The sequence below is a fragment of the Maribacter sp. Asnod1-A12 genome, from assembly GCF_045063735.1.
Classification (GTDB): Bacteria; Bacteroidota; Bacteroidia; order Flavobacteriales; family Flavobacteriaceae; genus Maribacter.
On the sequence record NZ_JBEFNZ010000006.1, the window covers coordinates 461,285 to 478,603 of the forward strand.

The following is a 17,319-nucleotide window of genomic DNA, read 5'->3' on the forward strand; positions in this document are numbered from 1 at the left end:
ATAAACTTTACCTACAAAGGTTTCAGTGCAACCTTAAACATTGCAGGCTCATTCTTTAATACCATAAAACCTTCCGCCAAATTTTCTTGTGCTACGGCATACGGATAGAATGTTATGGGCTCTATACAGACCATATTCGGTACCTCTGTCCAAAGCATAAAATGACTAAAACCTTCGGATGTTATTTGTAGCGATTTCTCATCTTGCAAAGTAATAACATCGGTATTTGGGACTTGTAATGCTCTACTACCAACTTCCATCACCTCTGGTATGGTGATATTTTGTTCGCCGGCAGAAATAATAGCATTATTGCTATGCAACATAAATGCAGGGTGATACCCTAACATAAAAGGCATGCCCTCTTCACCTGAAATTGAAAATGTAACCACCAACGAGTTGTCTATTAATTCAAACGACTTTACAAACTCAAAATCGTAAGGCCAGCTCAGCTTCTCTGCGGTAGATTTTTTAGGATACTTTGAATTTAAAACGGCCGTATTTGCTGTATATTTTTTAGAAAATACAGCTTTACTTGCTGAGCTTTCCATTAACTTATATTTCATTTCACGTAGCAGACCATGCTGATCTTGAGTAGCAAAACCTTTAGGTGTTTTTACTTTAAAATCTGCCTCATTTGTTGGTCCGATCAACGGAAACATTTCAGTATCTACGCTGCGCCACCCAGGGTTTCCCTTTTGGTGCATAAATTCATAACCAGAAACTTGGTAGCCTACCAATTCTCCCTCTTCAATTGTCACTTGTTGTTCACCTACTTTTAATGTTGTTATATTACTCATTTATCAATCTATAAATTAATAATGCTGTTCTTTTCGTTAATGCTTCAATAGTATTCAAATTCACTGTTTCTTCGGGAGTATGAGCAGCATTCCCCATAGTTCCCAATCCGTCTAAGCAATCTACATACTCCGCCACAAAAGAAGTATCTGCCGCACCTCTTTTACCTGGATCGTATGCCAAAACCTCACCTTGTTTTAAATCTAAACTCACCTTGTTCAGTTTTGTCAGTAACGCCTTATTACCCTCTGTTGGTTGCATGGCAGGGTAACTATCTTTGAAAGTTACTGTTGCAGATGTATGTGGTAAGTTATTTGCCACTATGGCCCGCATGTTTTCTCGAGCGCGTTCTTTTTGTTCTTCGGATATAAAACGTAATCCGCCACGGACTTCTGCTTTTTGCGCCACTACATTAGTCTTGCCAAAAACAGTTCCCTTACTGGTCATTTCATCGAATTCCACAAAAGTACCACCAACTAAAGTACCCGGATTAAAAGTCAATAAATCTTCGCCTTTTACATCGGTATAAAATCCGTTTAATATTCTAGACATTTCAAAAATCGCCCCTGCACCTGTGTCTTCACTAAAGATACCAGATGAGTGCGCTCTCTTGCCCTCTACCTCAACTTTCCACCCTGAAGAACCTCTACGGGCAACAGTTGCATAGTTGAAACCGGTAGAGTTTTCAAAACCTAAACCTATGTCACTTCTTTTGGCAGCTTCAATTAAATCGTGTCTACTTTTTTCTAACGGACTACCTGTACTTTCTTCATCACCCGTAAAGGCAACAATAATTTGAGCATCATTTAGCAATCCGTTTTGTTGTAGAGCTTTTAGTGCATACAGCACTATGACATCGCCACCTTTCATATCATTACCACCTGGTGCATGTGCGATAGAATCGTTCACCATTTCAAAAGTTTGAAACGGACTATCTTCTTCAAAAACCGTATCAAGATGACCAATTAGTAATAACTTCTTTCCTTTGGTGCCTTTTATTTCAGCAAACAAATGTCCCGCCCTATTCATTTCTTCGGGCATAGGTATCCAAGTACTTTCAAAACCTATATCAGTGAACGCGGTAGCAAACTCCTTTCCTACCATCTCAACACCTTTTAGATTTAAGGTTCCGCTATTAATGTTTACGACTTTTTCTAAAAATGAAAAAGCCTCAGCATTATTTTGCTCGATAGATTTAACAACCTTCTTCTCGTTCTTTGAAAGTTTCTGTGCATTGACACCTGTCAATAAAAACACAGCAATTAGAGTACATAGTAGTTTATGATGCATATGGTCTGTTTTACATCAAATTTACCAAAAACACTTAATTTATGAAGTGAATAAGTAACATAGAATGGAAAGGATTTTTCTAAAAACAAAAGTGGTGCAAATAATTGCTATATTGCACCAATATTACATTTTATGGCAACAGTAAGAAAGTCTATCACCTTTACAGATCAGCAAGACGATTGGATAAAACTCAAAGTCCAAAATGGTGATTACACCAATGACAGCGAATATATTCGTGATTTAGTCAGAAAAGACCAGCAAGAAAATATGAAATTGGCAGAACTTAAAAATGCCATTGATGAAGGTTTACAAAGCGGAAGAAGCTCATTAAAAATCAGTGATATTATTGAGCAAGTAGACAATGGCAAACTATAATTTATCTGCAAAAGCGCAACGAGATTTAATTGCTATTTATAAATATGGAATTAAATCTTTTGGACAATCGCCCGCAACCACTTACTTGCAGGAGTTAGAAAACTTTTTAATTGAATTATCCGACAGACCTACATTGGCAAAAGATGCTTCAACCATAGCCAACGGATTGAAATTCTATAATCATAAAGCCCACGTCATTTTCTATCAATTCGAAAATGAGAACGAAATCTATATAGTTAGAGTTCTTGGAAAACGAATGAACTTTATTGGACATCTATAGTTCAAACCTTCCCAACACTACTCAAACCGAATAGCTTTCACTGGTGTAATTCTAGTAATAATGTATGATGGGATCAAAAGCATCAATAAACAAAGAAGCAACACTCCCGCATTTAAAAGAAGAATAGTCCACAAATCTATACTTACAGGAATGTACTCAATGTAGTATTCTTTCGGGTTAGGAAATTTGAATACACGAAACTTATCTTGTATAAAAATAACACCCAGACCAATAAGATTACCCCAGAACAACCCAACTGCAATAAGGTAGGTTGCATTGTACAAAAACACCTTTCTAATGCTCCAATTGTTACTGCCCAACGCCTTTAGTATACCAATCATTGGCGTACGCTCTAATATTAAAACCAATAATGCGGTAATCATATTTATACCACCAACAATAATCATGATACCAATAATCAATGCGATATTAAAATCGAACAAGCCTATCCATTCAAATATTTTATAGTACTTGTCTTTTATGGTTTTGGTATCTAAACTGGCTACTGTTTCGCCATAGATTTCATTCGCTTTTTGATCAATATCATCAAAACTATTTAGGAAGATTTCAAAATTACCCACTTCGGTATCTTTCCATTTATTCATGCGCTGTATATGGCGTATGTCTGTGAAAATATAGAGTCCGTCAATTTCCTCAAATCCGCTATCATAGATTCCGGTAATGGCAAACTTTCTCTGGTTGGGTATTTTATCGGCTGCATCATCCCGTAGAAAAAAGGTAAAGAAAGAATCCCCCACTTTTAAGTTCAACCGATTTGCCATTATTCTCGAAATAAGCACATCAGAATTTAACTCTCCTGAATAATCAGGTAAAACACCTTCAATTAAAAATTCATCAAACGGCTCCCAATTATATTCTTTACCCACACCTTTGGCAATAATACCTTCAAAGGTTTCTTCAGTACGGATAATACCAGCCTTGGTCGCCACAGCTTGTATATGCACAATACCATCTACCATATTGAAGTCCGGATAAAACTCTTGCTCCGTACTCACGGGCACGACAGAAACTTCAGAATTATTATTGTCGTAATTATAGATTTGAACATGACCGTTGAAAGCAGTTACTTTTTCACGTATTTTCTCTTTTAAACCGCCTCCTGTAGCAATAGCGACCAACATCATGATAACCCCTATTGCAATTGCTGCAATGGCTATTTTTATTATTGGTGCAGATATGCTAATTTTATGCTCCTTACCCTTTATAAGCCGTTTGGCGATAAAATATTCTAGATTCAAATGATGTTATTTTTATCCAATTTCAAAAGTACAGTTTTATTATGGTTTTTGGTATTGGCTACCTGCGGAAACGAAACCAAAGAGCAAGCCATTACGACATCAGCAACCGATGAACCTTTAATAGAACAAGAAGCAAAAGAAATTATAGTCGCCGCCAACCGAACGGAAGCATACCTACCACTTTTAAAAGGAAAGAAAATTGCAGTAGTCGCCAACCAAACCAGTGTTATATTTAAGTCTGGCGGACATACCCATTTAGTAGATAGCCTGCTTTCTTTGGATGTAGATATTAAACACGTATTTGCCCCAGAACACGGATTTAGAGGGAATTTTGATGCAGGTGAGCATGTGAACAATAGTAAGGACATTAAAACAGGACTAGATTTAATATCATTACATGGTAAAAACAGAAAACCAAGTCAAGAGCAATTAGAAGGTTTAGATTTAGTTGTATTCGATATACAAGATGTGGGCGTTCGCTTTTATACCTATATATCTACAATGCAATTGGTGATGGAAGCTTGTGCCGAAAAAGGAATTCCTGTTCTAGTTTTGGACCGCCCTAACCCAAATGGACATTATGTAGACGGACCAACCATGGAAGCTGCAAATACCTCTTTTCTTGGGATGACTAAAATTCCGTTAGTGTATGGAATGACCATTGGTGAATATGCAAACATGATCAATGAAGAAAATTGGTTAAAAGGTGATAAGAAAGCGGACTTAACTGTGATACCTTTAGAAAACTGGACACATGAAAGTTTCTATAGCTTACCTATTAGGCCTTCTCCAAACTTACCAAATGACATTTCTATTACGCTATACCCTAGTTTAGGAATGTTTGAAGGCACTAATATTAATGCCGGACGTGGAACGGAGTTTCAGTTTCAACGCTACGGCGCTTCATTTTTAGATTCAAAAGTGTATGATTTCACCTATACTCCAGAGCCAAATTTCGGCTCAAAATACCCAAAGGAAGAAGGAAAAATATGCTACGGTAAAGACTTATCTAAAGCTGAGCGTATGGGCGAGGTAACGATGGATTATATTATTGATGCCTATACCAATTGCGTAGATAAAAGTAAATTCTTTCTGACTAGCGGATTCACCAAACACGCTGGTAACGATAGACTTCAAAAACAAATTGAAGCCGGTGCAACCAATTCCGAAATAAAAGCGACTTGGCAAGATGACATTATAAAGTTTAAAAAGATAAGAGCAAAGTATCTACTTTACTAAAGGCTGTTCACTTACAATTTCTGTAAGGTCACTACCATCGGTTGTTGGTTTTCTATACCCAACAAAAGGATATTTCAATAATGAACTAATTTGTCCGTTTGCAACCTCATCTGGGAAAGTGTCTACACCATAAACAATTTTCTCTCTATCTAAATGCATGTAGGTGCCGAATAAACGATCCCACCAAGAAAATATGTTTCCGTAATTACTATCTGTATATGGCAATACATAATGATGGTGTACTTTATGCATATCTGGTGAAATCAGCACCCAACTTAAAGCTTTGTCTACACTCTTTGGCAATTTAATGTTGGCATGATTAAATTGAGACAATACTACCGAAAGACTTTGGTACAACATAATTATACCTACAGGAGCACCAACTACAAAAACACCTACTAAGGTAAATATATAACGAATGATGCTTTCTAAAGGATGATGTCTATTCGCAGTAGTAGTATCTACATTATGATCCGTATGATGCACCAAATGAACCATCCACAAAGGTTTTACACGGTGCTCTACCAGATGGGCCAAATAGGCTCCTATTAAATCTAATAAGGCAACACCTAAAAATACATACGCCCACAAAGGCATTTCTGGTAACCAATTAATAATTCCGAAATCATTGGCAACTGCCCAATCAGAAGTTTTTAATAATAAAAATGCTAGTGGAAAATTTATAACTATTGTAGTAAGTGTAAAAAAGAAATTAGGAACCGAGTGTTTCCATTTATTATAGCTACCGTTAAACAAAGGCACAATACCTTCTAGTATCCAAAAAAAAGTAATTCCTCCAACTAAAATAAGTGATCTGTGGGCTGCAGGAATCGATTCGAAATATGCTATAAGTTGTTCCATTAAATGAGTGAGTCGTTTAAGTTATGAGCGGCGAAAAAATATTACAATACTTAATTATGTTATCATCAATAAAAAATCTCAATTCTAATAAATTCGCAACTAATCACCCAATATAATAAACTTTTATTGATTTTGCGATGATATTATTAAGAGTTAGGTTTTAAATAGAAGTGGCGTTGATAAAATTTAAAATTCACAAATTATTGAATTTAAAAAATGACACCACCTCTTTTAATTAAAATCAAAATAATATTGTCTATAAACTTCTGATAAAAAGAAGTTTATAGACAATATTATAAAGTACCTTTGCGGAAAATTATCTTAAAGATAATTTTATCACCTAATAACAAGGAGAATATGAGTGCATTATTTACAGAGCCGAGTTTACAAAACATCACCAACATAGCCAATAGATATGGAATTAGTTTGAATGCTGTGATAGATTTAACACAAACGCTAATGAGGAGTAATGGCACCATGGCTCAATTTAATATTTATGAATTAGGCGGCGGCGGACAATGGATGCAAGGTGGAATGACTATGGTTGGGGATATGTTTAACAATCAATTGAAAAATACGGTCGACGGACTTTGTGGAGAGTTATCAAATCTTATACAACAAGGGGGTATACAGTATAAACCATTACCTAAAGTTCAAAACCAAAATGGATTTAGTGGTAACTGGTGGGGAGATTTAGGGTTTCCTAATTCTACAGGTAGTCAGAACAATACTAGTTATGCTATTTTTTCTAATATTGGACGTTTAGCGATTCAAGAAAATGGAAAAGTTACTGTTTTTAATACGCTTGACCATCAAATAGGTGGAGTAGGACAACAACAAAGTGGAAATTATTCGGTTTCTTTTACTAGTCAATATGGTGCGGTAGATTTAAATTCTTTACCTGTTGTATCTGGAGAGGACAAAACACCTAAACCACAACAAGAAAACAAACAACCTATTGTACAAAACGAACCAGAACCTTTTACTCAAGAATCCTCAAAAATTAGCAATGATTTTGAAGAAGACATTTTCGAAAAAATAGAAAAACTAGCTGATTTAAAAGATAAAGGAATTCTATCCGAAGAAGAGTTTAACAATAAAAAAACAGATTTATTAAATAGATTATAAATCTATTCCAACTCAAAAACAACATTTCTCTCTGTATTCGTCTTATACATAGTCTTAGGACCAATTTCTATGATTGCTGTTGAACTATAATTTTTATTGTTCGGGTTCAGCATATAGTCGAGTTGATGTTCGATCATCTTTTCAAAAGGAAGTAGAAAATCTGTAGTATCGCATTGCTCTACCCCACCCATATTCAATAAATTTAAGACTGTATATACTGACTCGATAGTACTTAGGCAAAGTGCTTCGGGTTGCTGCTTGATAGTGAATTTGGATGCTATACTATTATCAAAACTTACTCTATTCAACTTTTGCAAATTCGTACTTAGTTTGAGCATTTTACGGGCGCAAGGCCAGGTACCATCAAGAATGAAGAAGTTAGCACCATTACCCATAAAAGATTTCATTTCAGAACCATTTCTTTGAGAAAGGTTAAAACTTCTTTTACCTGGGTAGAGCAAGAAAGAACTTTTCTCAGCCGTCAATATTTCATTTACACGCGCATTATTACTAAAATCGACACCAACTATAATCTCTGAATTTTCAAGCTGAAGATTCGTCATACACCCAGTTCCATTCTTTTCTTTCTTATACTCTTTTGGATGCATGAGTATAATAAAACGTGTTTTAGTCTTAATAGTACTAATGTGTTTACAAATACAGGTGCTGGATGGCCGCATGCATTTGTAACATTGTACTCTTGGATTTTTTAGTAGCACTGGCAAGTTTCTTATAATATTTTTAACTGCTATGATGAAAATAAGTTACACCCCTAATTATTGTAGTAGTTAATAGCTGAAGGTATTATTTTCGAGCCAAAAATTCTTTTGCAGTTAGAACGGGAATATTCGAATTTTTAAAGTCTTTTTTATTACGTGTGATAATAATATCTATTTGATTTTCAATGGCAGAGTAGTATTGTAGTCCGTCTTCAAAATCAGGAAATTTTTCATCACTCAAAGCCAGTTCAGTTATTTTATCATCTAAACTTAAAACCTCAACAAGCACCTTAAATTTCCTCAAAACTTGCCTCGCATCTTTTGGAGATTTGAGTTTAGACAGAATGTAATTGGTGTTTGCAAAAGTTAACGATGATATAGCAAGTTCTAGTTCTTTTTTATCAGCACGAGAAAATAATTCGGCTGCTTCATCATAGAATTTTTCTCTTCTTGAAAGCAGGTCAATAACGATATTGGTATCAATTAGCAATCTGTTCATTTGTATTTATCAATCAAATAGTCAGAATACGCATCTTTAACATCGAAATCTTTATCTAGAGAAATTACACCACTTAAACTTTCTACAAGAGGTGTTATCTCTATAGATTTATCCTTTTGCTTGGTAAGTGTCATTAAATATGATTCTATAAGTTTAGACAAACTAATATTATTCGATTTAGCATAATACTTAGCACTTTCGATAATTGTTTTATCTAAACTTAATGTCAATTTCTTGTCCATAAATTTTATATTACGTACAAATTTAATAATTTTTTACGTAAAGATAGTTTTTTTCTTCTGCCTAACTATTAATTATTATCAATATTTATTTGCTATATAACCCCAAACCATCAACAATTTATTTAATCAACTTCTTCATTTCCTCCACAATATTAAAAGCAGCAGGGCAAATAGCTACATTCTTTAGGGTAAGATTACTTATTTGCTGAAACTTCTTTCTATCGGTATGAGGAAACTCGCGACACGCTTTTGGGCGAACGTCATAAATAGAACAGTAATTATCGGCTCCTAAAAAAGTACAGGGCGTTTGTTGCAAAACATAATCGTTCTCTTCATCAATGCGTAAATAAGTTTCAATGAATTTCTGTGGTTTCATTCTAAACGACTTAGATATACGCTCCACATCTGCATTGGTAAATAATGGTCCTGTGGTCTTACAACAATTAGCACAGGTAAGACAATCGGTTCGTTCAAATTCCGCCTCATGAAGTTCTTGCATGATATAGTCCAGATTCTTTGGCGGCTTCTTCCTTAGCTTGACAAAGAACTTTTTATTCTCGTTATGTTTTTCTTTTGCCTTTTGCGGCAGTTCACGTAAAACCTCTTCCATGTTCGAAATTAATTCTTCAAAACTAGCGAAGTAGCACCAAAAATTGAGACTTTTGCAACTAGAAATACAAGAATTTTGAACAAGGACATTTTAGGTACGGCACTTTTAGATTATCAGAACGGTAATTATACCGAAGATATTACCACATATTCATCTCTGCTTGAAGATGATGTTTTACCGTTACCCTATATGTTCAGGGGTTTTAAAGAAATGCCAGAGCTAGAGCAAAAGGCTTTACAATTATGCAAAGGCAAAGTGCTGGATGTTGGTTGTGGTGCCGGTAGCCATGGGCTGTATTTACAAGAAAAAAGTTTTAAGGTCATTGGGCTAGATGCATCTAAAGGCGCAATTGAAGTCAGTACACTTCGCGGATTAAAAAACACTACACACTCCGAACTCTTAAAATATGAAGGAGAGCAATTCGATACGATTCTAATCTTAATGAACGGCGTCGGTTTGGCAGGCACGCTAGACGGATTGGAACCTTTCTTCTCTAAATTGAAATCGCTTTTAAAAGAAGACGGACAAATTCTACTAGATTCCAGCGACATTATTTACATGTTCGAAGATGACGAAGATGGTGGCTACTGGATTCCCGATAACGTTAATTATTACGGCGAAGTAAGCTTTGAAATGGAATACAAAAAGGAAAAAAGTGAATCTTTCCCTTGGTTATATGTAGACTATAACACTTTACAAAGAGCGGCAAATTATAGTAATTTAACATGTGAACTTGTAATGGAAGGCGAACATTTCGACTATTTAACAAGATTGACACATATGAAGTAATAGCGACCCTTTTTTTTCGTTATCCTATTTGTACAAAACAATTTTATGAATAAGTTCAAAAGTTTACTGTTAGTTGGCATTTTGGCACTTGCCGTTTCTTGCTCTAAAAACTCTTCCAATTCTGACGATGACAGCACTACTGCTCAGGTAGATAAAAGCGCCAATCTTTTGGCTACCGGAGATTCTGCGAACGATATTCTCTCTAATGATAATTTTGATAAGCTCTTAATAGAAATAGCATACGTTACCGGTTTTAAACCAACTGAAGCTGCTATAGCAGATTTCACCGAGTACCTAAAAGAACATACATTTAAAGAAGATATTGAACTGGTGTATAACGAATTATCCAGTCCATCAGAAGATGACCTTACCTTACAAGAAATAGCAAATTTAGAAACCTCTAACAGAACAGCCTTTAATACAGGAAGCACATTGGCTATCTATATTTACTTTGCCGATGCACCTGCTGAAGGTGACGATCTTGATGGTGGTTTGGTGACTTTAGGTGCTGTTTACCGGAATACCTCTATGGTAATACATGAAGTTACGGTAAGAGATTTAGCTAGTTTAAGCTCATCTATTAGTGAGGCAGATGTAGAGACGACTACTTTGAACCATGAATTTGGACACCTATTCGGTTTAGTTGACCTAGGGACCGAAATGGTCAACGATCACCAGTCTGAATCTGAAAATGAAGACGGACAATTAGTTCCTGATAACCATTGCAACCAAGCTGGTTGTCTTATGCGTGCTGAATTACAATTTGGCGGTTCATCTGGTAAATCTTTACTATCAAATTCCCTTGCCCAATATGAGGACGGTATAAAATCTGGCTGTAGATTATCTGGAACAACAGTTTTAAGTTTACTACAACAGCATACTGCCAAAACTACAAATACAGTTCCTTTAGATGCAGAATGCTTATTGGATATTCGCGCAAACGGCGGAAGAAATTAAATACCTTAAGGAATATTCAAGTATTTATGCGTCTGCAATGACACTTTCCATTTTGGATTATTCATCACGTAATCTACGATCATTGGCACTACCTTATCCCTAACACTCCATTCTGGCTGCAGGTATAAAATGCAATTCGCATTGGTTTTCGCTGCTTGCTCTTCGGCAAAAATCAAATCATGCTTGTTATACACAATAACTTTAAGTTCATGAGCTTCGTCGTAAATACGACCTTCAGGTAATTTGTTTTTCTTTGGCGATAGACAGATCCAATCCCATTCGCCAGAAAGCGTGTAGGCACCAGAAGTTTCTATATGGGTTTTTAGACCTTTATCCTTTAATGCTTTTGTGATCGGATTCATATCCCACATCAAAGGTTCTCCACCGGTAATAACAATAGTATCAGAATACTTTGCTGCATTATCAACAATTTGTTCAATCGCAGTAGGCGGATGCGTTTCTGCATTCCAGCTCTCTTTTACATCGCACCAATGGCAACCAACATCACACCCACCAACACGAATAAAGTAAGCTGCAGTTCCTTTATGAAAGCCTTCACCCTGTATAGTGTAAAATTCTTCCATTAATGGTAAATACACCCCTTTATTCACTTTTTCAAGTACCTCCTCATTTTTCATTCGGCAAAGATACGTTTTAGTTGACAAATTCTATTAGAAGCGCACATCTGTAAATTCTGTACTCAGGCACCTACTGTTCGCACATTAAATGTTAAAAAGTCGTGATATTTAAGGCTGCACATGTCTTTAGGTTTGGTTAAAAATCCACTATTTTTATCGAAAATATATAAAATGGCCGGCACCGAAGATTTTTTTGACCATATAGAAAAAGGATATTCCACAAAAGGAGACTACATAAATATGGGTGCAGCAATGCTTAACGGCGAAGCTGTTAAAGATGCTTTTGTAAAAATTCCGTTGAAAACATTAAATAGACACGGGCTTATTGCAGGTGCTACAGGAACCGGTAAAACAAAGACGCTACAGGTTTTGGCAGAAAATTTATCTGATAAGGGTATTCCTGTAATGCTAATGGATTTAAAAGGGGATTTAAGTGGATTGGCACAACCTAGTCCCGGTCACGCAAAAATTGATGAACGCCATGCTAAAATAGGTTTCCCTTTTGAAGCAAGTAGTTTCCCCGTAGAAATACTTTCGTTATCTGAACAAGACGGAGTAAAATTGAGAGCTACGGTTTCTGAATTCGGCCCTGTTTTATTATCACGTATTCTTGATCTTTCTGACACGCAATCCGGTATTGTCTCTGTAGTATTCAAATACTGCGATGACCAAAAAATGCCATTGCTAGATTTAAAAGATTTCAAAAAAGTACTGCAATACGCTACCGGAGCTGGGAAAGCGGATTTTACCAAAGAATATGGTAGGATCTCCACAAGCTCTACCGGTGCCATACTTAGAAAAATTATTGAGTTGGAACAGCAAGGTGCCGAGCTGTTCTTTGGAGAAAAATCTTTTGATGTAAATGACCTAACCCGTATTAACGAAGAAGGCAAAGGATATATCAATATTTTAAGATTGACAGATATTCAAGACAGACCAAAGTTGTTCTCGACATTTATGTTAAGTCTTCTGGCAGAAATATACGATACCTTCCCAGAGCAGGGAGATAGTGACAAACCAGAATTGATTCTTTTTATAGATGAGGCGCATCTTATTTTCAAAGAAGCTTCAAAAGCACTGTTGGATCAAATAGAAAGTATTGTTAAACTGATACGTTCAAAAGGTATTGGTTTGTATTTTGTAACCCAAAACCCAACAGATGTACCAAACGATGTATTATCCCAGTTAGGTTTAAAAGTACAACATGCGTTAAGGGCTTTTACCGCTAGAGATAGAAAAGCGATCAAATTGACCGCAGAAAACTATCCGGAGTCAGCGTATTATGACACCAAAGAGGTACTTACATCTTTAGGTATTGGTGAAGCTTTAATTTCTGCCCTAGATGAAAAAGGTAGACCAACACCACTTGCCGCTACCTTATTGCGAGCACCTATGAGCCGTATGGATGTATTGACTAAAAAAGAATTGGCAGAAGCTATAGATAGTTCTTCATTGGTTAAAAAATATGGTGAGATCATCGATAGAGAAAGTGCTTATGAAATCTTGAACGAAAAGATTGAAAAGGCAGAAAAGTTAGCGGAAAAAGAAAAGGATAAACCGGCTGCTAGAAAAACATCAAGTAGAACTAGCACAAGGCAAAATCCGGTAATAAAAGTATTAACGAGTGCTACTTTTATTAGAGGCGTACTTGGAGTGTTGAAAAAAGTGATGAGATAAGATATGAGATTAAAATATACCCTTTTATTGATTTTATGTTGCGCACTTCTTATTAATTGTGCGGGTGAAACAAATACGGATTTTGTAATTTCTGGTGATAAGGTGGGCAAATTATCCAAAGAAAGTTTAGCCAGAGATGTAGAATTGATTTTTGAAAAAGATTCTGTGGTTCAAGATACCGTGAAACTTAAAATTGGCAGTGGAGCCAGTAAAATTAGAATCTTTGAAAGAGGTGCCGGCGCTTTACTATTAACCCTTACACCTAATAACGATAGCATTGCCACCATACAGAATGTATTGATCAATGATGAAAGATTTAAGACGGACAAGGGTATTTCAAAACTGAGCACATTTAAGGAGATAAGAGAAAACTATCCAATTAAAAAAATCATTACATCCATTAACAACGTAGTGGTGTTACTAAAGGACAGCGACCTCTATTTTACCATAGACAAAAAAGAATTGCCAGAAAGCCTAAGGTATAATGCCAATAGCAATATTGAAGAAGTTCAAATACCAGATGCAGCAAAAGTGAAATACATGATGGTAGGTTGGGATTGATTTCTCATTAACATTTCAGGTGAATCATCTGAAGAATATTTTCTTTTACATTTTAAATTTTAGCAAGTGCCTGTATTTCTTCAAAAACTCATCCCTAAGTTAATTGGGTACTATCTTAATTTTCTTGTATGGTTTTCGCCAAAGAAAGCTGCAAAAAAAGCTTTTCTAGTATTTATAAAGGTTAGAAAAGGTCGTGTACTACCTAACCAAAAAACGTTTTTGGATAATGCCAAATTTGAGGTGTTATCAATGGATAAAAATGATATTCAAATATACAACTGGCCCGGAAGCAAAGATACCGTATTACTGGTGCACGGCTGGGAAAGCAATACCTGGCGTTGGCATAAACTCATAGAAAAATTACAGGAAGCAGATTATAATATTATAGCATTTGATGCCCCTGCACACGGGTATTCCTCAGGTGGCAACCTTCATGTACCGTTATATGCCGATACCGTGCAACAAGTATTAACCAAATACAGACCAACAACGGTTATTGGGCATTCCATGGGTGGCATGACCATTTTATACAATGAGTCTTTACACCCTAACAAAACCATTGAAAAAATAGTTACCATTGGTTCTCCCTCAGAATTTCATGAGATACTAGCGCATTACAAAAACCTGTTAGGCTTCAACGATAAGGTTTTAAAAGCATTAAAAGACTTAGTGTACAACAAATTCCAATTTACGGTAGAAGAGTTTTCAAGTTCCAAATTTGTTAAAACTAACCAGAAAAAAGGATTACTTTTTCATGACAAGTTAGATATGATCGCTCCGTATCACGCCTCCGTAGATGTTCATAAGCATTGGAAAGGAAGTGAATTGGTAAGTACGGAAGGCTTAGGGCATTCTATGCACCAAGATGGGGTAAACGAAAAGATTGTTTCTTTCTTAGAAGGATAATTTCTAATCGTATATAGCACACCCAAAAGTCACTTTTTATTTAATTTTAAAATAAAAATGGCAAAGTCAAACAACATACCTCAAATAAAAAATGAGGAACAGTACGAAGCATTAGTAGACAAAGGTTACAGTAAAGAAAAAGCCGCACGTATTGCAAATACTAAGAATGCAGGAAAGAAAGGTGGTAAAGCTTCCACTTATGAAGAAAGAACTAAAAAAGAACTTTATGACCAAGCAAAAAAAATGGTGTCGATGGACGTTCAAAAATGAGTAAAAAAGAGTTAATTTCAGCCTTAAGAAATAACTGATTATGCAAGACGTAACACCTTTCCATATTGCCATTCCCGTTCATAACTTAGCGGAATGCAGAACTTTTTATAGAGATATCTTGAATTGCGAAGAAGGTCGTAGTAGCGACCATTGGGTTGATTTCAACTTATTCGGTCATCAATTAGTGATTCATTACAAACCTAAATCTGAATCAGAAAGTGTACACCACAACCCCGTTGATGGTCATGACGTTCCCGTACCACATTACGGAGTAGTTTTATCTTGGGATACTTTTCAAAGTTTTTCAGAAGAATTAAAATCCAAAGGCGTGAAATTTGTCATTGAGCCTTATGTACGTTTTGAAGGTAAAGTTGGTGAACAAGCTACTATGTTTTTCTATGACCCAGCCGGCAATGCTTTAGAGTTTAAAGCTTTTAAAGATATGGGCCAGTTGTTTGCGAAGTAAGTTAAAATAGTATTTAAAAATATAAAGACATGTCATATATACTCAGTAATTAGTAAGTGTAATCTATATCAAAGGATAAATTGATTTTAATACACCTTCCTTAATTACAATTTCTACCTTAATTCCAGATTTCATTTTTGACCTGTATAGGTTTAGAGTACCAAACTTTTTATTTTTATTATTTAAAGCAAATAAACATTCATGAAATAATTTGTTGTAGGTCCATGTCAAAGGAAAAAAAGTACTAGATTTTTTTTTTACCCATCTATTCATTTCTGAGTCGTAATACTCTATAATAGCTTCATATACACCCATTTTATTCCTCTTTAATACTTTCTTGACTTTTACTGATTTTTCATCATAAAAATGAACACCAGTAATTTTCCCTTTCTTTATTTTACCCTTAATACAATGTTCAATCACTTCAACAAACTCAGATGACAATCTAGTATCATTATCTGTTTTTACAGCACCTTGAATTACATTAATATTCTTTTCTAAACAAATTTGTTGAGCTCTTTTAGGATTTGATTTTAGAAGTTGTTGAAAAATTTTTGATTCTTTTCGAAGGCTTGAAAGACTTTCAAAAGGTCCCTCATCTTTTCCTTCTTCATATTTGATTGTAGAAACGGTAGAAATTTTTGATATTGAAGTACCCATTTTCAAACCCTGTTTGTTGGTTGTAAATGTATCTTCATGAATATAGTATTGATATTCCAATCTTATTCTTTAAATGTTTATTTAATACAAGTAAAATACTTATCAAACTAAAGTTAAAATACTACTGTGACCAAGAAGTAGGCACTCTATCCCATCGGTGCTTTTTTAATTCTTCATACAATTCGTTAGATAGCAATTGACCATCACTAGTAGCCGTATTCGCCAATACATTACGTTGCTTACGCATACCTGGTATAGTTGTACCAACATTATCATTCATTAGAATAAAACGCAATGCCATTTCTGCCATGGTCATACCTTCAGGAATTAACGGCCTTAAAGCATCGGCATGTTCTACCGAAGAAATTAGATTCTCCGGCACAAAATAAGTACCCCTCCAATCGCCTTCAGGGAACGTTGTTTCTTTCGTCATTGTACCGGTCAATGTACCTTCATCAAAAGGTACACGTGCTATGGTTGCAATATCCAGCTCTTTACAAAGCGGAAATAAGGTATCTATTGGTGCTTGATCGAATATGTTGTAAATGACTTGTACAGCATCTAGCATTCCTGTTTTTAGAGCTTTTATTCCATTTTCTGGCTCCCAACGGTTCATACTAATACCCATTGCAGCTACTTTACCTGAAGTCTTTAAATCTTCAATAGCGCGTTGCCATTCTTCTCTGCCACTCCAAACATCATCCCAAGTATGAAACTGCATAAGATCTATTTGCTCCAGCCCTAGATTCCTTAAAGTCTTATGGGTGTATTCCATAATATGTTCTGTAGGATAAGAATCCTCAAAAGCATATTCAGGTTTTGCTGGCCATTGGAAGTTTTTTGGTGGAATTTTACTTGCTGTATATATTTTCTTAGAAGGATGTCTCTTTACCAACTCTCCAAGCAGCTCCTCGCTATGACCTTCTCCGTAACCCCAAGCGGTATCAAAAAAATTAACTCCGTTTTCAACTGCCAAGTCCAATGATTTTGCAGATTGGGCATCATCACTTGCCGTCCAACCGGCCATTCCCCACATTCCGTATCCTACTTCACTTACTTGCCAATCTGTTCTTCCGAATCTTCTGTATTTCATATGAT

The 17,319-nt window shown here is 35.6% G+C and carries 21 protein-coding genes and 1 pseudogene; 11 read left to right on the top strand and 11 right to left on the bottom strand.

What is annotated here, in order from left to right:
• Positions 1-11: 11 nt before the first annotated feature.
• Together ACJJVP_RS01955 and ACJJVP_RS01960 are read right to left on the bottom strand one after the other, a co-directional pair.
• A complete protein-coding gene (locus ACJJVP_RS01955) occupies positions 12-797 on the bottom strand; it encodes an aldose 1-epimerase (protein WP_405410361.1) in 786 nt (261 codons plus the stop codon).
• Entirely contained in the window at positions 790-2,085 is a 1,296-nt protein-coding gene (locus tag ACJJVP_RS01960) for a M20/M25/M40 family metallo-hydrolase (RefSeq protein ID WP_405410362.1), read from the bottom strand. The genes ACJJVP_RS01955 and ACJJVP_RS01960 overlap by 8 nt, the downstream gene beginning before the upstream one ends.
• A gap of 132 nt (positions 2,086-2,217) precedes the next feature.
• Between ACJJVP_RS01960 and ACJJVP_RS01965 the strand changes: the two genes are divergently transcribed.
• Both ACJJVP_RS01965 and ACJJVP_RS01970 read left to right on the top strand, forming a co-directional pair.
• Positions 2,218-2,460: a type II toxin-antitoxin system ParD family antitoxin gene (locus tag ACJJVP_RS01965; protein ID WP_405410363.1), complete on the top strand. Its 243-nt coding sequence runs from the start codon at positions 2,218-2,220 to the stop codon at positions 2,458-2,460.
• A complete protein-coding gene (locus ACJJVP_RS01970; protein WP_405410365.1) occupies positions 2,447-2,740 on the top strand; it encodes a type II toxin-antitoxin system RelE/ParE family toxin in 294 nt (97 codons plus the stop codon). The genes ACJJVP_RS01965 and ACJJVP_RS01970 overlap by 14 nt, the downstream gene beginning before the upstream one ends.
• A gap of 17 nt (positions 2,741-2,757) precedes the next feature.
• On the opposite strand, the gene ACJJVP_RS01975 is transcribed toward ACJJVP_RS01970, so the two are convergent.
• Complete coding sequence (locus ACJJVP_RS01975) at positions 2,758-3,999, bottom strand: ABC transporter permease (protein WP_405410367.1); 1,242 nt, start codon at positions 3,997-3,999, stop codon at positions 2,758-2,760.
• Between the two features lie 3 nt (positions 4,000-4,002).
• Here ACJJVP_RS01975 and ACJJVP_RS01980 point away from each other — a divergent pair, with 3 nt between their 5' ends.
• Complete coding sequence (locus tag ACJJVP_RS01980; RefSeq protein WP_405416116.1) at positions 4,003-5,238, top strand: exo-beta-N-acetylmuramidase NamZ domain-containing protein; 1,236 nt, start codon at positions 4,003-4,005, stop codon at positions 5,236-5,238.
• Here ACJJVP_RS01980 and ACJJVP_RS01985 read toward each other — a convergent pair.
• Positions 5,227-6,099 (bottom strand): sterol desaturase family protein, encoded by an 873-nt coding sequence (locus ACJJVP_RS01985; protein ID WP_405410368.1) that lies wholly within the window; start codon positions 6,097-6,099, stop codon positions 5,227-5,229. The genes ACJJVP_RS01980 and ACJJVP_RS01985 overlap by 12 nt on opposite strands.
• A gap of 357 nt (positions 6,100-6,456) precedes the next feature.
• Here ACJJVP_RS01985 and ACJJVP_RS01990 point away from each other — a divergent pair, with 357 nt between their 5' ends.
• Positions 6,457-7,227, top strand: a complete 771-nt coding sequence (locus ACJJVP_RS01990; RefSeq protein WP_405410370.1) for an SHOCT domain-containing protein — start codon at positions 6,457-6,459, stop codon at positions 7,225-7,227.
• Positions 7,228-7,229: 2 nt separating this feature from the next.
• Here the strand turns inward: ACJJVP_RS01990 and ACJJVP_RS01995 are convergent, their stop codons facing one another.
• From ACJJVP_RS01995 to ACJJVP_RS02010, 4 genes are all read right to left on the bottom strand, one after another.
• On the bottom strand, positions 7,230-7,946 hold the full coding sequence (locus tag ACJJVP_RS01995; RefSeq protein ID WP_405410371.1) for a tRNA-uridine aminocarboxypropyltransferase: 717 nt from the start codon (positions 7,944-7,946) through the stop codon (positions 7,230-7,232).
• An 85-nt stretch (positions 7,947-8,031) separates the two neighbouring features.
• On the bottom strand, positions 8,032-8,445 hold the full coding sequence (locus tag ACJJVP_RS02000; RefSeq protein WP_405410373.1) for a type II toxin-antitoxin system VapC family toxin: 414 nt from the start codon (positions 8,443-8,445) through the stop codon (positions 8,032-8,034).
• On the bottom strand, positions 8,442-8,687 hold the full coding sequence (locus ACJJVP_RS02005) for a DUF6364 family protein (protein ID WP_036152235.1): 246 nt from the start codon (positions 8,685-8,687) through the stop codon (positions 8,442-8,444). Before ACJJVP_RS02005 ends, ACJJVP_RS02000 begins: the two co-directional genes overlap by 4 nt.
• Positions 8,688-8,805: 118 nt before the next feature.
• Positions 8,806-9,297, bottom strand: a complete 492-nt coding sequence (locus tag ACJJVP_RS02010; protein ID WP_405410374.1) for a YkgJ family cysteine cluster protein — start codon at positions 9,295-9,297, stop codon at positions 8,806-8,808.
• Positions 9,298-9,372: 75 nt separating this feature from the next.
• Between ACJJVP_RS02010 and ACJJVP_RS02015 the strand changes: the two genes are divergently transcribed.
• Both ACJJVP_RS02015 and ACJJVP_RS02020 read left to right on the top strand, forming a co-directional pair.
• On the top strand, positions 9,373-10,086 hold the full coding sequence (locus ACJJVP_RS02015; RefSeq protein ID WP_405410376.1) for a class I SAM-dependent methyltransferase: 714 nt from the start codon (positions 9,373-9,375) through the stop codon (positions 10,084-10,086).
• Between the two features lie 45 nt (positions 10,087-10,131).
• Entirely contained in the window at positions 10,132-11,043 is a 912-nt protein-coding gene (locus tag ACJJVP_RS02020) for a hypothetical protein (protein WP_405410378.1), read from the top strand.
• Between the two features lie 5 nt (positions 11,044-11,048).
• Here the strand turns inward: ACJJVP_RS02020 and ACJJVP_RS02025 are convergent, their stop codons facing one another.
• On the bottom strand, positions 11,049-11,681 hold the full coding sequence (locus ACJJVP_RS02025) for a 7-carboxy-7-deazaguanine synthase QueE (RefSeq protein WP_405410380.1): 633 nt from the start codon (positions 11,679-11,681) through the stop codon (positions 11,049-11,051).
• Positions 11,682-11,852: 171 nt separating this feature from the next.
• Between ACJJVP_RS02025 and ACJJVP_RS02030 the strand changes: the two genes are divergently transcribed.
• From ACJJVP_RS02030 to ACJJVP_RS02050, 5 genes and pseudogenes are all read left to right on the top strand, one after another.
• Complete coding sequence (locus ACJJVP_RS02030; protein ID WP_405410381.1) at positions 11,853-13,358, top strand: helicase HerA-like domain-containing protein; 1,506 nt, start codon at positions 11,853-11,855, stop codon at positions 13,356-13,358.
• Between the two features lie 3 nt (positions 13,359-13,361).
• A complete protein-coding gene (locus ACJJVP_RS02035; protein ID WP_036152225.1) occupies positions 13,362-13,919 on the top strand; it encodes a hypothetical protein in 558 nt (185 codons plus the stop codon).
• A gap of 66 nt (positions 13,920-13,985) precedes the next feature.
• Positions 13,986-14,825 carry an alpha/beta fold hydrolase gene (locus ACJJVP_RS02040; protein ID WP_405410383.1) on the top strand — a complete coding sequence of 280 codons (840 nt, stop codon included), beginning with the start codon at positions 13,986-13,988 and terminating at the stop codon, positions 14,823-14,825.
• 57 nt (positions 14,826-14,882) lie between these two features.
• Positions 14,883-15,133 (top strand): annotated as a pseudogene (locus ACJJVP_RS02045) (Rho termination factor N-terminal domain-containing protein).
• A gap of 2 nt (positions 15,134-15,135) precedes the next feature.
• On the top strand, positions 15,136-15,561 hold the full coding sequence (locus ACJJVP_RS02050) for a VOC family protein (protein WP_405410385.1): 426 nt from the start codon (positions 15,136-15,138) through the stop codon (positions 15,559-15,561).
• Positions 15,562-15,624: 63 nt separating this feature from the next.
• Here ACJJVP_RS02050 and ACJJVP_RS02055 read toward each other — a convergent pair whose 3' ends face one another.
• The gene (locus ACJJVP_RS02055) at positions 15,625-16,221 is read right to left on the bottom strand and encodes an EndoU domain-containing protein (RefSeq protein WP_405410387.1); all 597 of its coding nucleotides are present in this window, start codon (positions 16,219-16,221) and stop codon (positions 15,625-15,627) included.
• Positions 16,222-16,342: 121 nt separating this feature from the next.
• Positions 16,343-17,314 (bottom strand): aldo/keto reductase, encoded by a 972-nt coding sequence (locus ACJJVP_RS02060; RefSeq protein WP_405410388.1) that lies wholly within the window; start codon positions 17,312-17,314, stop codon positions 16,343-16,345.
• Between the last annotated feature and the right edge of the window lie 5 nt (positions 17,315-17,319).

Coding starts and splice junctions, on each gene's coding strand:
- ACJJVP_RS02020 (WP_405410378.1), top strand. CDS start 10,132: ATGAATAAGTTCAAAAGTTTACTGTTAGTTGGCATTTTGGCACTTGCC.
- ACJJVP_RS02030 (WP_405410381.1), top strand. CDS start 11,853: ATGGCCGGCACCGAAGATTTTTTTGACCATATAGAAAAAGGATATTCC.
- ACJJVP_RS01985 (WP_405410368.1), bottom strand. CDS start 6,099: ATGGAACAACTTATAGCATATTTCGAATCGATTCCTGCAGCCCACAGA.
- ACJJVP_RS02050 (WP_405410385.1), top strand. CDS start 15,136: ATGCAAGACGTAACACCTTTCCATATTGCCATTCCCGTTCATAACTTA.
- ACJJVP_RS02055 (WP_405410387.1), bottom strand. CDS start 16,221: ATGGGTACTTCAATATCAAAAATTTCTACCGTTTCTACAATCAAATAT.
- ACJJVP_RS01965 (WP_405410363.1), top strand. CDS start 2,218: ATGGCAACAGTAAGAAAGTCTATCACCTTTACAGATCAGCAAGACGAT.
- ACJJVP_RS02005 (WP_036152235.1), bottom strand. CDS start 8,687: ATGGACAAGAAATTGACATTAAGTTTAGATAAAACAATTATCGAAAGT.
- ACJJVP_RS01970 (WP_405410365.1), top strand. CDS start 2,447: ATGGCAAACTATAATTTATCTGCAAAAGCGCAACGAGATTTAATTGCT.
- ACJJVP_RS01955 (WP_405410361.1), bottom strand. CDS start 797: ATGAGTAATATAACAACATTAAAAGTAGGTGAACAACAAGTGACAATT.
- ACJJVP_RS02010 (WP_405410374.1), bottom strand. CDS start 9,297: ATGGAAGAGGTTTTACGTGAACTGCCGCAAAAGGCAAAAGAAAAACAT.
- ACJJVP_RS02035 (WP_036152225.1), top strand. CDS start 13,362: ATGAGATTAAAATATACCCTTTTATTGATTTTATGTTGCGCACTTCTT.
- ACJJVP_RS01990 (WP_405410370.1), top strand. CDS start 6,457: ATGAGTGCATTATTTACAGAGCCGAGTTTACAAAACATCACCAACATA.
- ACJJVP_RS02025 (WP_405410380.1), bottom strand. CDS start 11,681: ATGAAAAATGAGGAGGTACTTGAAAAAGTGAATAAAGGGGTGTATTTA.
- ACJJVP_RS01960 (WP_405410362.1), bottom strand. CDS start 2,085: ATGCATCATAAACTACTATGTACTCTAATTGCTGTGTTTTTATTGACA.
- ACJJVP_RS02000 (WP_405410373.1), bottom strand. CDS start 8,445: ATGAACAGATTGCTAATTGATACCAATATCGTTATTGACCTGCTTTCA.
- ACJJVP_RS01980 (WP_405416116.1), top strand. CDS start 4,003: ATGTTATTTTTATCCAATTTCAAAAGTACAGTTTTATTATGGTTTTTG.
- ACJJVP_RS02060 (WP_405410388.1), bottom strand. CDS start 17,314: ATGAAATACAGAAGATTCGGAAGAACAGATTGGCAAGTAAGTGAAGTA.